The 14,696-nt window shown below is 76.3% G+C and carries 12 protein-coding genes; 2 read left to right on the top strand and 10 right to left on the bottom strand.

Going from position 1 to position 14,696, the window contains the following annotated elements; genetic code table 11:
* From ACTSKS_RS07665 to trhO, 4 genes are all read right to left on the bottom strand, one after another.
* Positions 1 to 1,023 (bottom strand): Ppx/GppA phosphatase family protein, encoded by a 1,023-nt coding sequence (locus tag ACTSKS_RS07665; protein WP_041104018.1) that lies wholly within the window; start codon positions 1,021 to 1,023, stop codon positions 1 to 3.
* A gap of 5 nt (positions 1,024 to 1,028) precedes the next feature.
* Positions 1,029 to 3,863, bottom strand: coding sequence for a type I DNA topoisomerase (gene topA / locus ACTSKS_RS07660; RefSeq protein ID WP_442927429.1), 2,835 nt, complete (start codon positions 3,861 to 3,863; stop codon positions 1,029 to 1,031).
* A 142-nt stretch (positions 3,864 to 4,005) separates the two neighbouring features.
* Positions 4,006 to 5,682, bottom strand: a complete 1,677-nt coding sequence (locus tag ACTSKS_RS07655; protein WP_442927428.1) for a DUF7059 domain-containing protein — start codon at positions 5,680 to 5,682, stop codon at positions 4,006 to 4,008.
* Complete coding sequence (trhO, locus tag ACTSKS_RS07650; protein WP_406895758.1) at positions 5,679 to 6,608, bottom strand: oxygen-dependent tRNA uridine(34) hydroxylase TrhO; 930 nt, start codon at positions 6,606 to 6,608, stop codon at positions 5,679 to 5,681. The genes ACTSKS_RS07655 and trhO overlap by 4 nt, the downstream gene beginning before the upstream one ends.
* Before the next feature lie 93 nt (positions 6,609 to 6,701).
* Between trhO and ACTSKS_RS07645 the strand changes: the two genes are divergently transcribed.
* Together ACTSKS_RS07645 and ACTSKS_RS07640 are read left to right on the top strand one after the other, a co-directional pair.
* On the top strand, positions 6,702 to 7,475 hold the full coding sequence (locus tag ACTSKS_RS07645; RefSeq protein ID WP_442927427.1) for a GNAT family N-acetyltransferase: 774 nt from the start codon (positions 6,702 to 6,704) through the stop codon (positions 7,473 to 7,475).
* Complete coding sequence (locus tag ACTSKS_RS07640; protein ID WP_442927426.1) at positions 7,472 to 10,072, top strand: DEAD/DEAH box helicase; 2,601 nt, start codon at positions 7,472 to 7,474, stop codon at positions 10,070 to 10,072. The genes ACTSKS_RS07645 and ACTSKS_RS07640 overlap by 4 nt, the downstream gene beginning before the upstream one ends.
* Here ACTSKS_RS07640 and ACTSKS_RS07635 read toward each other — a convergent pair.
* The 6 genes from ACTSKS_RS07635 to ACTSKS_RS07610 all read right to left on the bottom strand — a co-directional run bounded on the left by ACTSKS_RS07635 (position 9,988) and on the right by ACTSKS_RS07610 (position 14,694).
* Positions 9,988 to 10,431 carry an Rv3654c family TadE-like protein gene (locus ACTSKS_RS07635; RefSeq protein ID WP_095694900.1) on the bottom strand — a complete coding sequence of 148 codons (444 nt, stop codon included), beginning with the start codon at positions 10,429 to 10,431 and terminating at the stop codon, positions 9,988 to 9,990. The two genes, ACTSKS_RS07640 and ACTSKS_RS07635, sit on opposite strands and share 85 nt — an antisense overlap.
* A complete protein-coding gene (locus ACTSKS_RS07630; protein ID WP_435035535.1) occupies positions 10,428 to 10,871 on the bottom strand; it encodes a TadE family type IV pilus minor pilin in 444 nt (147 codons plus the stop codon). Before ACTSKS_RS07630 ends, ACTSKS_RS07635 begins: the two co-directional genes overlap by 4 nt.
* A complete protein-coding gene (locus tag ACTSKS_RS07625; RefSeq protein ID WP_010080291.1) occupies positions 10,864 to 11,097 on the bottom strand; it encodes a DUF4244 domain-containing protein in 234 nt (77 codons plus the stop codon). Before ACTSKS_RS07625 ends, ACTSKS_RS07630 begins: the two co-directional genes overlap by 8 nt.
* A gap of 176 nt (positions 11,098 to 11,273) precedes the next feature.
* Complete coding sequence (locus ACTSKS_RS07620; RefSeq protein ID WP_442927425.1) at positions 11,274 to 12,296, bottom strand: type II secretion system F family protein; 1,023 nt, start codon at positions 12,294 to 12,296, stop codon at positions 11,274 to 11,276.
* Between the two features lie 104 nt (positions 12,297 to 12,400).
* On the bottom strand, positions 12,401 to 13,726 hold the full coding sequence (locus ACTSKS_RS07615) for a CpaF family protein (RefSeq protein ID WP_442927424.1): 1,326 nt from the start codon (positions 13,724 to 13,726) through the stop codon (positions 12,401 to 12,403).
* 158 nt (positions 13,727 to 13,884) lie between these two features.
* Positions 13,885 to 14,694: an NUDIX hydrolase gene (locus tag ACTSKS_RS07610; protein ID WP_098470748.1), complete on the bottom strand. Its 810-nt coding sequence runs from the start codon at positions 14,692 to 14,694 to the stop codon at positions 13,885 to 13,887.
* Positions 14,695 to 14,696 lie beyond the last annotated feature (2 nt).

Genomic DNA, 14,696 nt, shown 5'->3' with positions numbered 1-14,696 from the left:
TCAGCGCACCCCCAGGCTCAGTCCCGGCAGGAGGGTGTCCGGATTGAGGTTCACGTGGCCGACGCCGGGCAGGCCGTCCCGGGTGAGGTGGCCCTCGAGCATGAGCGCATCGAGGCGGTTGAGGATCAGGCCCTCGCGCAGCGCCCACGGGCAGATCTCGAGCTGGGCGATGCCGAACGTGCGCATGGCCGTCAGCGCGACGATCGCCCCCGCGAACACCTGGTGCGCGCGCACGTCCGAGACGCCGGGCAGCTCCGCCCGCTCCGCGATGGTCATCGCCGCGAGGCGGTTCACCCACAGGTGCAGGTCGTCCGCGCGCAGGTGCCGCTTCACGAAGGGCCCCGCCGCCGACGGCGCCGCCCCGGTGATCCGGGCGAGGGAGCGGAACGTCTTCGAGGTGGCGGTGACCACCACGGGCGACTCGATGCGCGGGAAGGCCGTGTACGCCTCCTCGAGTCGCTTCTCCACGTGCTTGCGGAGCTTCTTCACCGCCTTGGGGCTGGGCGGGTCCTCGGGCACCCAGTCGCGGGTGAGGCGGCCGGCGCCCAGCGGCAGGGACAGGGCGTGCGAGGGCAGCTCGTCCTGGCCGTAGGCGATCTCGAAGGAGCCGCCGCCGATGTCGAAGTTCAGGATGGAGCCGGCGTCCCAGCCCTGCCAGCGGCGCACGGCGAAGTACGTCATGGCCGACTCCTGGTCCCCCGTGAGCTCGGAGAGGTGCACACCGGTCTCGGCCTGCACGCGGGCCAGCACGGCGGCGCCGTTCGCGGACTCGCGGATCGCCGAGGTGCAGAACGAGATCATGTCCTCCGCCCGATGCTCCTCCGCGAACGCGGCGGCCTCCCGGACGAAATCCACGAGCTCTCGCTGACCCTCCTCCGTGATCGCCCCGTCGGCGTCCTGGTAGCGGATCAACGGAAGGGAGCGCTTGTGCTCCGCGTAGGCGACGGGGCGGGCCCCCGGGTGGGCGTCCACGAGCAGCAGGTGGACGGTGTTGGAGCCGATGTCCAGGACGCCGAGGCGCATGGCGCTCAGGCCTTCTTCCGCGCGGTGGTCTTCTTGGCCGGGGCCTTGCGGGCCGCCGGCTTCTTGGCACCGCCGCGGGTGGCCGGGCCCTTGGCACGCTTGTCCGCGAGCAGCTGGTAGGCCTCCTCCGCCGTGAGCTCCTCGGGCTGACGGCCGCGCGGGACGGTGATGTTGGTGACCCCGTCCGTGACGTACGGGCCGAAGCGGCCCTCCTTCACGGTGACCTTCTTGCCGGAGACCGGGTCCTCGCCGAACTCGGCCAGCGGCGGCTTGGCGGCCCCGCGGCCACGCTGCTTCGGCTGGGCGTAGATCTCGAGGGCCTGCTCCTGCGTGATGCTGAAGATCTGGTCCTCGGACTCGAGCGAGCGCGAGTCCGAGCCCTTCTTCAGGTAGGGCCCGAAGCGGCCGTTCTGGGCGGTGATGACCTCGCCCTCGGCGTCCGCGCCCACGACGCGCGGCAGGGACATCAGCTGCAGCGCCTGCTCGAGGGTCACGGTGTCCACGGACATGCTCGTGAAGAGGGAGCCGGTGCGGGGCTTCTCCTTGGCCGGCTTCTTCTTCGGCTTGGGCTTGCCGTTCTTGTAGTACTCGGTGGGCTGGGCGTCGAGCCAGGCCTGCAGCTCCTCCTCGGTCATCTCCGGGATGACCTCGGTGACGTAGGGCCCGTAGCGCCCGTCCCTGGCGACGACGGTCCGGCCCGTCTCCGGGTCCGTGCCGAGCTCGCGCTCGGAGGGCTGGGCGGTGGCGAACAGCTCCTCGGCCTTGGCCGGGGTGAGCTCGTCCGGGGCCAGGTCCTCGGGGACGTTGGCGCGCGGCGGGGTGGCGCCCGCCTCCGCGTCGGCCGGCAGCGACCGCTCCAGGTACGGGCCGTACTGGCCCACCCGCAGGGTGATGTCCTCGGTGATCGGCAGCGAGTTCACGGCTCGCGCGTCGATCTCGCCGAGGTTGTCCACCACGTGCTTGAGGCCCTCGACGCCCTTCTCCGTCTCCGCGGCGGGGGCCCCGAAGTAGAAGGTCTGCAGCCAGGCCTCGCGGCCGAGCTCGCCCGCGGCGATCCGGTCGAGGTCGTCCTCCATGCGGGCCGTGAAGTCGTAGTCCACGTACTTCGCGAAGTAGTCCTCGAGCAGTCCGATCACCGCGAACGCGGTCCACGACGGGACGAGCGCGGTGCCGCGCTTGGACACGTAGCCGCGGTCCATGATCGTGGAGATCGTCGGGGCGTACGTGGAGGGCCGCCCGATCTCGCGGCGCTCCAGCTCGGCGACGATCGACGCCTCGGTGTAGCGGGCCGGCGGGGAGGTCTCGTGCCCGGTGGCCTCGATCGGGTCACCGGTGAGGCGCTCGCCCTGGGCCACCTGCGGCAGGCGGCGGTCCTTGGCCTCCGCGTTCTCGCCGTCGACCTCGGCGTCCCGGCCCTCCTCGTACGCGTCGAGGAAGCCCTTGAACGTGATGACGGTGCCCGAGGCGCTGAACTGCGCGAGGCGGCCGTCCTGCGCGGTGGCCGAGAGCCGCAGCGTGGCGGTGTAGCCCTTGGCATCGGCCATCTGCGAGGCCACGGTGCGCTTCCAGATCAGCTCGTACAGGCGGAACTCGTCCGGGCGCAGCTCGGCCTTGACCTGGGCCGGGGTCCGGAAGGAGTCCCCCGCGGGCCGGATGGCCTCGTGGGCCTCCTGCGCGGTCTCGTTGCGCTTGGCGTAGACGCGCGGCTGGGCCGGCACGGCGTCCGCCCCGTAGAGCTCGGTGGCCTGGCGCCGGGCGGCCTGCACGGCTTCCTGCGAGAGGTTCACCGAGTCCGTGCGCATGTACGTGATGTAGCCGTTCTCGTACAGGCGCTGGGCCACCTGCATGGAGACGCGGGAGCTCATGCGGAGCTTGCGGGCGGCCTCCTGTTGCAGCGTGGAGGTGGTGAAGGGGGCGGCCGGGCGGCGGGTGTACGGCTTGTCCTCCACCGAGTCGACCGTGAAGTCCGCCCCGCGCAGACCCTCGGCCAGCGAGCGGGCGCCGGCCTCGTCCAGGTGGGTCACCTTCTTGCCGGCGGAGGCCTTGAGCCGCCCGGCGTCGTCGAAGTCGCGGCCCGTGGCCACGCGCTCGCCGTCCACCGTGCTGAGGCGGGCCGTGAACGAGCTGCCCACGGCGTCCGCGGCCTGCGCGCCCTCGGCCACCGTGAAGGTGCCCTCCACGCCCCAGTAGTGGGCGGAGACGAAGGCCATGCGCTCCCGCTCGCGCTCGACGACGAGGCGGGTGGCCACCGACTGCACGCGGCCCGCCGAGAGCCCGCGGGAGACCTTGCGCCAGAGCACCGGCGAGAGCTCGTAGCCGAACAGGCGGTCGAGGATGCGGCGCGTCTCCTGGGCGTCCACGAGGGCCGTGTCCAGCTCACGGATGTTCTCCAGACCGCGGCGCACGCCCTCCTGGGTGATCTCCCCGAAGGTCATCCGGTACACCGGCACCGTGGGCTTGAGGGTGTCCAGCAGGTGCCAGGCGATGGCCTCGCCCTCGCGGTCCGCATCCGTGGCGAGGTAGAGGGCCTCGGCGTCCTTGAGCTCGCGCTTGAGCTCGGTGACCTTCTTCTTCTTGTCCGGGTGCACCACGTAGTACGGGGTGAAGCCGTGCTCCGTGTCCACGGCGAACTTCCCGAACGGGCCCTTCTTCATGTCCGCCGGCAGGTCCGAGGGCTTGGGCAGGTCGCGGATGTGCCCCACGGAGGAGTCCACCACCCAGCCGGAGCCCACCGCGTTGAGGTACTTCGCGATGGACTTGCTCTTGGCCGGGGACTCCACGATGACCAGCTTCTTGCCCTCGGGCACGGGAGCGGTCACGGAAGCGGATGACGTGGACAAGGGGGTCCTCCTCGGACGGGGAAGGCGGTGGTTCCGGGCCGGTGCGCGGTGCACGCCGGCGTCGGGCGGACGTCCCCACATCGTAGGGGGCGCGGTGCCCACGATAACGCCCGGCGTCCCCGCGCCCGCCACCGCCCGATCGTCAGCCCTCCACCAGGAACCCGTCCTCGTACAGCTCCCGCAGCGCGGCCAGCAGGCCGGCCCGCCCGACGTCGTCCAGCTCCAGCAGCGCGGCGACCGCGCCCACCAGCTGCCCCACGGACAGCTCACCGTCGGAGGCGGACAGCACGCCCGCCGTCGCGGTGTCCAGGCGCGCCACGCGCCGGAACCCGGAGCCCTGCCGGGCCAGGATCACCTCGGGGTGCTCCGCCCCGAACCGCTGGTGGCGCTCCTCCGTGACGTCCGCGGCCACGCGCAGGTGCAGGCCGCGCAGCACGGCCAGCGCCGGGTCCCCGACGGCGTCCCCCACCCCGGCGCCCGCGGCGAGCCGGTCCCGGCGGGCGACGGCGGCGGCCCACGCGGCACCGAGGGCCTCGTCGACCGGCTGGGTCAGCTCCTCGGCAACCACCCACCCCCGGCCCTGGGAGCCGTCCGCGGCGGGCCGGCGCAGCCACACGTGGCCGAAGCCCACGCCCGCGACCCCGCGCGCGGCGAAGTCGTCCAGGTAGCCGCGGTAGGCGGTCTCGTAGGCGGGCGGGTCGAGCTCGAGCGAGGAGTCCTGCAGCCACGTCTCCGCGTAGCCCGCGGGGTCCTGCCGGTCGCGCTGGAGGAACCAGGCCTGCATCCCCGGCGCCACCCACGAGCGCGGGCGCGCGTCCCACGGTGCGGTGTCGGCGTCGGCGGTGTCCCCCGCCGGGATCTCCCAGTTGGCGAGCAGCTGCGCGGTGCCGCCCTCGGCGAGCACGTCCGGCAGGGCCGCGATCAGCTCCGCGACGATCCGGTCGCCTTCGCGGCCGCCGTCGCGGTAGGTCAGCACGGGCGCGTCCGGGTCCGTGCGCGGGGTGATCACGAACGGCGGGTTCGAGACCACGAGGTCGAACCGCTCCCCCGTCACCGGCGCCAGCAGATCGCCGGCCGCCAGCCGGACCCGGTCCTCGAGCCGGTCCCGGTCGAGGCCGAGCACGTCCGCGTTGAGCAGCAGGTTGAACCGGGTGAATGCCAGGGCCCGCTCGGACAGGTCCGTGGCGGTGACATGGTCGGCGTGGGCGAGCAGGTGCAGGGTCTGGATCCCGCAGCCCACCCCCACGTCGAGGGCGCGGGCCACGGGACGGCGCTGCGTGGCGCCGGCGAGCGTGAGGGAGGCCCGGCCGACGCCGAGCACGTGCTCGGGAGGCAGCGGGCCGCGCCGCTGCAGGGCCGTCAGGTCCGAGGCGATCCACATCCGGCCCGGCTCGTCCGCCTCGTACGGCGAGAGGTCCACCGCGCCGCGCACGCGCCCGTCCGGCCCCTCGACGACGAGCCCGGCCGCCACGGCCCCGGCCAGGCCGAGGCGGGGCAGCGCGGCGTCGAGGTCGGCGGCGGGGACGGGGTCGCCGAGCAGCCAGGCCCCGACGGCGGCGGCGAGGCCCCGCGTGCCGTACCGGTCGCCGGGGCCGGCTGCGTCGTCGTGCCGGCCGGGGCCCGCCAGGTGACCGGCGACGACGCGGCGGGCGGCCTCGGCGTGCTCGCGGTCCAGGGCGCGCGTGGCCACGGGCCCGAGCAGACCCTCGACGGCGGCGGTGGTGAACGGCAGGGCCGCCAGGTCCGCGGCGAGGGCCACGGCCGTGGCCGGGGTCAGCCGCGGGGCGGGGGGCGACGGGGGTGTCGGGACGGGACTCAAGCCTCGGTCCTCTCGGCGGGGTGGGGGCGGTGGGCGCAGACGGGACAGCGGTGCTCGGGGGCGTCGACGGCGCAGGCCGCGCAGCGGACCTCGAGCGTGGTGCAGGCCGGGTCGGCGCAGTTGCGCAGCGCCGAGGTCGGGGCCTGGCACGTGACGCACCGGCCGATGGTCTCGGCGTCGGCGGTGGAGCGGGTGGACAGGCGCCGGTCGAACACGGCCAGCTCGCCCCGCCACAGTCCGGCGTCGCCGCGGGCCTCGCCGTAGCGGACGATGCCGCCGTCGAGCTGGTAGACCTCGGCGAAGCCGCGGTCCTTGAGCAGGGCGGAGAGGACCTCGCAGCGCACGCCGCCCGTGCAGTAGGTGATCAGCGGCGCGTCCTTGAGGTGGTCCAGGGCCCCGGAGTCGACGGCGGCGAGCAGGTCGCGGGTGGTGTGCGCGTCCGGGACCACGGCCCCGTCGAAGCGGCCGATGGCCGCCTCGACCGTGTTGCGGCCGTCGAGGAAGCGCACGGGGTTGGCGGTGCCGGCGCGCTCGGCGACGAGCGCGTCCACCTGGGCGGGCGTGAGCCGCTCCCCCGTGCCGACGACGCCGCCCGCGTCCACGGTGACGCGCTCGGGGGCCCCGAACGCGACGAGCTCGGGCTTGAGCTTGACGGAGAGGCGGGGGAAGTCCGCCGCCGAGCCGTCCGACCACTTCACCTCGAGGTCCCGGAACGCCGGATGCTCCCGCGTGCCGCGCACGTAGCGCTTGACCGCGTCGACCGGTCCGCCGACGGTCCCGTTGATCCCCTGCGGCGACACGATGATCCGGCCGGTCAGGCCGAGGGACGCCGCGAGCGCGCGCTGCCACAGCCGCACCGCCTCGGGGTCGGCGAGCGGGGTGAACCGGTAGTACAGCGCGATGCGGGAGAGGGCGGCGGTGCTCATCGAGGTCCAGGCTAGTGCGCGGCCCCGGACGTGACGGCCGTGAGGGACGGGCGGGGCCTGGCCCGCACCGGCCACACGCCTTACCATTCAGACATGACTGAGCATCTGGATCCGGCACTGGTCGACATCTGGTTCGCGGCCTGGTCGCGATCGCGCGGCTACCGCACGAGCCAGGAGGCGGGGCGACGCGCGGCCCTGCGCACCCCCCGCCCCGCCCACATGATCCCCGGCGGCTCCGGTCGCGCCACGGTGGACGTGCCGGCCACGTGGGAGCACGTGGTGGTGAACCCCTCCCGCGCGGAGCTGGAGGACCTGCGCGAGGCGGTGCGGGACCAGGAGCAGATCCTGCTCACAGTGTTCGGCGACGCCGGCGAGGACCCGAAGGCCATGGGTCTGAAGGCCCAGGCCGAGCCGGAGCGCTTCATGACCATGGACATGGACCCCGAGCTGCAGGACGTGGAGCCCCCGCTGCTGCCCGAGGGCTATGAGGCCCGCGTGGACCAGCCGATGGAGGGCAGTCGTCGCCTGCGCATCCTGGCCGTCGGCGCCTCGACCGCGCCCGAGGGCGAGGAGGAGCTCGCCGCCCTCGGCTGGGTCACCGAGGCGGACGGCACCGCCGTCTACGACCGGATCTGGACGTCCCCGAACCACCGTCGCCGCGGCCTCGGCTCCCTCGTGATGCGCTACCTCACCTCCGAGGTCATGAGCGAGGGCGAGATCAGCCGCGGCCTGCTCGTCGCCTCCCCGGACGGCCAGAAGCTGTACCGCCACCTGGCCTGGACCGACCTCGGCCCCGTGTCCATCTGGGGTCGCGGCCTGGTCGAGGACAACCCCACCGCCGAGCACACCGGCACCATGGGGGCGTGACCGGCCACCTCCCGGAGCACGATCCCTGGGCGGATCCCGCGGGCGGCTGGGGGACGCCCGGCGCGGCGGACGCCGCGCCGCCCGTCGACGACGCTGACCCGGACTTCTCCGGACCGGAGCCGCAGCCCGTCGGTGAGGTGGTGGCCGACGTCGTGGCCGGGCTGTCCGTCACGGCACCCGGCGACCTGCGCCCGGACACCCCGGCGGGGGCCGGACTCCGTGCGGCGCTGGGCCGGACCGGGCTGCCCGAGCAGATCCGCCACGTCACCGAGCTGCCCGCACGGCAGGCCCGGCACACGGACTGGCCCGCGGACGCTCCGGAGGGCCTGGTCGGGGCGTTCGCGGCGCGCGGCGTCGAGCGGCCGTGGCTGCACCAGGTGCGCGCCGCGGCCCTGGCCGGCGCGGGGACGCACACCGTGCTCGCCACGGGCACGGCGTCGGGCAAGTCGCTGGGCTACCAACTGGCGGTCGGCACCCGGCTGGCCGCCGACCCCCGGGCCACCGCGCTCTACCTCGCCCCCACCAAGGCCCTCGCGGCGGACCAGCTGACCTCCTGGCGCGCCCTCGAGCGGGACGGCGCCCCTGGGCTGCGCGCGGCCCCCTACGACGGCGACACCGCACCGCAGGACCGGATCTGGGCCCGCGAGCATGCCACCGTGCTCATGACCAACCCGGACATGCTCCACGTGGGGATCCTGCCGCACCACGAGCGGTGGGCCGCGTTCTTCCGGAATCTGGCGTTCGTGGTGGTGGACGAGTCGCACACGTACCGGGGCGTCTTCGGCTCGCAGGTGGGGATCCTGCTGCGTCGGCTGCGGCGCATCGCCACCCACTACCGCGGGGACCGTCCGGAGACCGTGTTCATCGGGGCGTCGGCGACGTCGGCGGATCCGGCCGGGCACTTCGCCCGACTGATCGGGGCGCCGGCCACGGCCGTCACCGAGGACGCGTCCCCGCACGGGGCGGTCACGGTGGCGTTCTGGGAGCCGGAGCTGACAGACCGCCGGGGCGAGAACGGCGCGCCCGTCCGCCGCTCGGCGATGGCCGCCGCCGCCGACCTGGTCACGGACCTGGCCCTGCAGCAGGTGCGCACGCTGGCGTTCATCCGCTCGCGGCGAGGGGCTGAGGCCATCGCCAGCGCGGCCAAGCGGCAGCTCGAGGAGGTCGAGCCGGGGCTCGGCACGCGGATCGCGGCCTACCGCTCGGGCTACCTGCCCGAGGAGCGGCGGGAGCTGGAGGCGGACCTGCGCTCGGGTCGGCTGCTGGGCATGGCCTCGACGCCGGCGCTGGAGATGGGCATCGACGTCGCGGGGCTGGACGCCGTGGTGGTGGCCGGCTGGCCGGGCACCCGCGCGTCGTTCTTCCAGCAGATCGGCCGCGCCGGGCGCGGCGGCCAGGATGCGCTCGCGTTCTTCGTGGCCTCGGACGACCCCCTGGACACGTTCGTGGTGGACCACCCGGAGGCCGTGTTCGACCTGGGCGTGGAGGACACCGTGGTGGACCCGGAGAACCCGCACCTGCTCGGCCCGCAGCTGTGCGCGGCCGCCGCGGAGCTGCCGATCACGCCCGAGGCGTTCGGCTGGTTCGGGGAGCCGGAGCGGGTGCGCGCCCTGCTGGACGTGCTGGTCGAGCAGGGGCTGCTGCGCCGTCGGCCGGCCGGCTGGTTCTGGACGCACCCCGAGCACGCCGCCGGCATGGTCTCCCTGCGGGACGACGGGGGCGGTCCCATGGACATCATCGACGCCGAGTCCGGCGCCCTGCTGGGCAGGATGGACTCGCCCCAGACCCACTACCAGGCGCATCCCGGCGCGGTGTACGTGCACCAGGACCGCACGTACCTCGTGGAGGAGCTGGACGAGGACGCGCACGCGGTGGTCGTCACGCGCGCCTGGCCGGACTTCACCACGCAGGCCCGGGACGTCACGGAGATCGAGATCGTGGCGGTGCACCGCCGCCTGGACGCGCGCGCGGGCACCCTGCGCTGGTGCCTCGGGGACGTGCAGGTCCGCACCCAGGTGGTGTCCTTCCAGCGCAAGGCCCTGGTCTCCGGGGAGGTGCTCGGCGAGGAGCCCCTCGACCTGCCGGCACGGGACCTGTTCACCTCCGCGGTGTGGTTCCAGGCAGCCTCGGACGAGCTCATCGCCGCGGGACTGACCACGGATCGCCTGCCCGGCGCCCTGCACGCGGCCGAGCACGCGATGATCGGCATGATGCCGCTCGTCGCCTCGAACGACCGCTGGGACATCGGCGGCGTCTCGATGGTCCTGCACCCGGACACCGGCTCCCCCGCCGTGTTCGTCTACGACGGCCGGCCCGGCGGGGCGGGCTTCGCCGAACGCGGCTTCGAGCAGGCGCGGCGCTGGGTCGAGGCGACGGCGGGGGCCATCGCGGCGTGCGAGTGCGCGGAGGGCTGCCCGTCCTGCGTGCAGTCCCCCAAGTGCGGCAACCGCAACAGCCCGCTGGACAAGGCCGGCGCGCTGACCGTCCTGCGGTTCCTGATGGAGCACGCCGATCACCTCGTCCCGGCGGACGCCTCGACCGACGGCTCGGGCGGCGGTGCCTCCGGCGGGTCCGCGGACGCGGCGCCCGGGGCCTGAGACCGCGGCGGGCCCGCGACGGCGTCGGCCGTGGCCGCCGGCAGCGGGGCGCGGGTGAGCTCGACCGCGACGCGCACGGTCCCGTCCTCGCGCACCTCGCACGCCACGACGGCGGCCCCGTTGCGTTCGGCGGTCCGCCCGGCCAGCGCGCACGGCTCGTGGTCGGAGAGCCCGCGCCGGGCGTCGGAGGCGGCGAGCGCCGCCAGATCGGCGGCCCCGGCCGCCCGGGCGCCGGTGACCGAGGCCTGCCCCAGCGCCGCGACCGCCAGCAGCAGCCCCGCCCCCAGGGCGGCGGTGCCCAGGACGGACACGGTGCCCGAGCCGCGTTCGCCCCGCGCGGGCGCCCTCCCGCGGGTCATGACCGGTCCTCCGGCGAAGCGGCGGGCGTTCCGGGCCGCTGGTCGGGGGCGGCGGCGTGCGCGGTGAGGGTGAGGGCCTCGGCCCAGGCGAGCGGCCCGGGACCGGGCTGGACGACCTCGACGGTCACCCAGCCGCCCTCGATGGTGTGCGAGAGCGAGGCATCGTCGCCGGCCATGCGTGCCACGGCGTCCCGGGCCGCCGCCTCGTCATCGCCCCGGGCGAGGATGCGGGCGGCCGACGCCGCCGCGTCCTGACCCCGCACCTGCTGCACCGCGGCTGCGCCGGCCAGCAGGACGGACACGAGCACGAACGCGATCACGGGCAGCAGCACCGCGTACTCGGCGGTGACGGCCCCGGTCTCGCCGCCCCGGGACCACCCCGCCGTCCGGGCGCCCGTGCGGCGCGCGGACGGCGGGGCGGAGGTCGGGTGCTCAGTCACGCTGGAGCGCCCCGGAGACGAGGTCCACGAGCAGCGACTGCACGTCCGGGCTGGTGAGCACGACGGCCAGCACGCCCGCGAAGCCCACGGCGGCGAGCGTGAGGATGCCGTACTCGGCCGTGATCGCGCCGGTCTCCTCGCCCGCGGCGTCGACGACGCGGGCGAGGCGGTCGCGGTCGCTCGGGCGGGTGACGGCGGGCTGGGCGGTGTGGGAGCGGTGGGTCATGGTGGTCCTCCTGGAGTGGGCCCCGCGGTGCGGGGCGGTGATGACGGCCCGGCCGGGCCGCTGGTCCCAGGCTGGCCCGCTCCGGGGCCCGCGCGCCGAGGGCGGCGCGGATCCGGGGATGGGCCGGGGCGATCGGGGCCCTGTGCAGGACCGGACGCCCCGGCGTCGCCGCCGCCTCAGCCCGGTCCCGCCCTGAGCAGGGCCATGACGACGGGCACCACGCCCCAGCACACGAAGGCGGGCAGCAGGCACAGCCCCAGCGGCATCACCAGGCGCACGGCGAGCTCCTCGGCCGCCCGTTCGTCGGCCCGTCGGGTCTGCTGACGGACGGCGGCGGCGGTCTCGGCCAGCGTGCGGGCGCCGGCCATCCCGGACCGATGCAGCGGTCGCAGTCGGGCGGCGGTCTCGATCCACACCGGGTCCGTGTCGAGGCCCGCCCACGCCTCGTCCCAGTCCCGGCCCCACAGCAGCAGCGCCGCCGTGGCCCGCAGGCCGCGGGCGCCCGGCAGGGTCCGGCCGAGGTCGTCCAGCGCGGCGGGCAGGGATCGGCCGGCGCTGAGCAGCGCCGCCAGCACGTCCAGCACGACGGCGGCGCCCACCGCCGCCGGCTCGCGCGCGGCCGCACGCAGCAGCAGGCGCGTCCAGGACCGCCCGGCCAGCCAGAACAGCAGCCCCACCGCGGCGACCACGGCGCCGAAGGGCGAGCGGACCAGGTCCCACGGGGAGGTGCCGAGCAGCCACGCGAGGCCGAGGCCGCCCAGGGGCAGCCACTGCAGCAGTCGGGACGTCGCGCCCGGCCCCGCCGCGGCCGAGCGGCGGGCCCGGGCCGCGTCCACGTCCGCCTCGAGACTGTGGGCCAGCCGCCGGGCCACGGCTGCGGGAGCCGCGCCCGCCCGGGCCCCGGCCGCGAGCGCCGCATCGATCAGCGCCCAGCCCGGGTCCCGTGCGGGGGTCCGCCAGGACGGGGTCCCGCCACGGCCGGTCGCCGCCTCCCCGGTGGGCGCATGCGACGCCGGCACATCCCAGGCCAGCGCCTCGGCCCGGCGTCGGACACGGTGATGGGCACAGCACACGGTCCCCACCTCGCCCGGGTCCGACCCGCAGGCGGGCAGGGTGCACGCGGTCTCCCGCCAGGCCTGCTCCTCGGTCAGGCCGGCCGAGACGAGGGCGGCCCAGCGGCGCAGGACGCCGACAAGCACCTCCGTCTCCTCCTCCGGCCTCGCCCGCCCCGCCCGCCAGGGCAGCAGCGCCACGGCACGCCCAGCGCGCGACCGTCGTGCCTGCCCGGCCGCCGTCGTCGTGCTCACCGGCCGCACCGCCCCGCCAGCCGGGCCGCGAGCGCGGGCACGCCGGGTCCCTCGACGGTCCGCCCACCCGCCGCCTCCGTTCCGGGCCGCCACGTGAGGGCGGGCAGCAGGGCGAACCCGTCGGCGCGCGGGTCCGGGACGGCGAGTTCGACTGGATGCCGCCCGTGGCCGTCGCGGGCGACGTGCAGCACGGCGTCCACGCCGGCGCGGGCCTGCGCGGCCACCGTCTCGGGCCGCCAGCCGGCCAGGGAGGCCATGGCCGTCAGCCGGGCGGGCACCTCGGCGGCGGCGTTGGCGTGCAGGGTGCCCCACGCGCCCTGGTGTCCCGTGTTCAGGGCGGTGAGGACGTCGGCGACCTCGGCGCCGCGGCACTCGCCGACCACGAGCCGGTCCGGCCGCATCCGCAACGCGTGGCGGACGAGCTCGGCCAGTCCGACCTCGCCGGCGCCCTCCGCGTTGGCGGCGCGGCACTGCAGGGCGATCACGTGCGGGTGATCGGGCGCGGCCTCGGCCGTGTCCTCCACGACGACGATCCGTTCGTCCCCCGGCACCCGGCCGAGGGCTGCGGAGAGCAGCGTGGTCTTGCCCGCCCCGGTCGCGCCACTGACCAGGACGGTGGCACGGTCGCGCACGAGCGCCTCGAGGGCGTCGGCCCAGAGGGCGCCGTCCGGCCAGCCGTCGGCCAGCGCGGCCAGCGACGGCGTCGTCGCGGCCGGGATCCGCAGGCTCAGCAGGGTGCCGCCGCCACTGACCGGGGGCAGGACCGCGTGGACGCGCACGCCGCCCACGCGGGCGTCGGCCAGCGGCACCGCCGCGTCGAGGCGGCGGCCGGCCCGGTGCAGCAGCCGCACCGCGAGCGCCCGGGCGGTCTCGGGGTCGAGCCGACCCGGGCGGCGGACGAGGCCTTCGTCCCCGTCGGTCCACACCGCGCCCGCGCCGTCCACGAGCACGTCGGTCACGCCCGGGGTCCGCACCCAGGGTGCGAGCGGGCCGAAGCCGTCGAGCTCATCGACCAGCGCCGCCACGCGCGGGTCGTCGATCGGCGCGTCGAGGGCCTCGGCGATCAGCGGGGCCAGCGGCGGCTCCGCCCCGTCGGCGGCCGACGCACGGGCCTCGGCCACGCGCCGGCGCACGACGGCGGCGTCCAGCCCGCCGGGGCCCGCTGCGGGTGCGGCCAGCGGCGGCGCGGCGACCTGCGTGCGTCCCGGCTCGGCCGGGCCGGTGCGGGGCCACGGGAACCGCCGGCCGCCCTCGGGCGGGGCGGGGCGGCGTCGTCGGCCCCGGGGCGGGCGGGCCGGGGCGGCGGGGACGAACGGGCGCATGGCGGGCCTCCTGCGGGTCGGGGCGGCCGCCGCGGTCCGCGGCCGCCGGCCCGTCCAGTCCACCGTCCCGCCCGGGTGCCCGCGCCCCCGGCCCCGCCGCTGGGGACACGGGCCCGCCCTCCGGCGCCTGTGCAGGAGCGGACGGCGGCGCGCAACCGTCAGTCGCGCAGGATCCGGTGGGTCCGCGCGTCGCGCACGCGGGAGTCGTCCCACGGCACGTCCCAGCCCAGCAGCGCCAGCACGCGGTCGAGCAGCGCCGCCGTGAACCCCCACACCAGGCGCTCGCCCACGAGGAAGCCCGGCGTCTCGCCGCGGCGGCCGCCGGGCCGGGCCACGCGGCACCGGTTCGCGGGGTCCACCAGGTCCGCGACCGGCATCCGGAACACGGCCGCGGCCTCGGCCTGGTCGACCACCGCCACGCGACTGGGGTCCCGCCACCACCCGAGCACCGGGTGCACCACGTGCCCGGAGACCACCACCGGCACCGCCGGCAGCACGCCCAGGACCTCCACGCCGGCCGGGTCCAAGCCGGTCTCCTCCTGCGCCTCGCGCAGGGCCGTGGCCACGACGTCGGCGTCCTCGGGGTCGACGCGACCGCCGGGGAACGCGATCTGCCCGGCGTGCTGGCGCAGGGTGGCAGCGCGCTGGGTCAGCAGCACGTCCACGTGCGGGTGCACGCGCTCGGCGTCGTGACGGGCGGGGACGTCGTCGAGGGCGCCGAACAGGATCAGCACGGCGGAGGGGCGCGGATCGCCGGACCGGGGCCAGTCGAAGCCCCACATCGGCACAGCCTCGGGCGGGATGGTGGTGAGCGAAGCCGGGTCGTGGCGACCCGGCGCGTCCGCAGGGGCCGCGCCCCACCGGGCCACGAGGTCCGCCAGCTGGTCCCGCGCACCCGTCAGCGACGCTTCAGACGTCCCGGCGGCGTCGCGGGAGGTCGGGCGGGGGCTCGCGGGGGTCTCAGGCATGG

The organism is Micrococcus sp. TCR-5, assembly GCF_052220525.1.
Taxonomy (GTDB): Bacteria; Actinomycetota; Actinomycetes; order Actinomycetales; family Micrococcaceae; genus Micrococcus; species Micrococcus luteus.
This window is presented reverse-complemented; position numbering and strand designations above follow the sequence as displayed.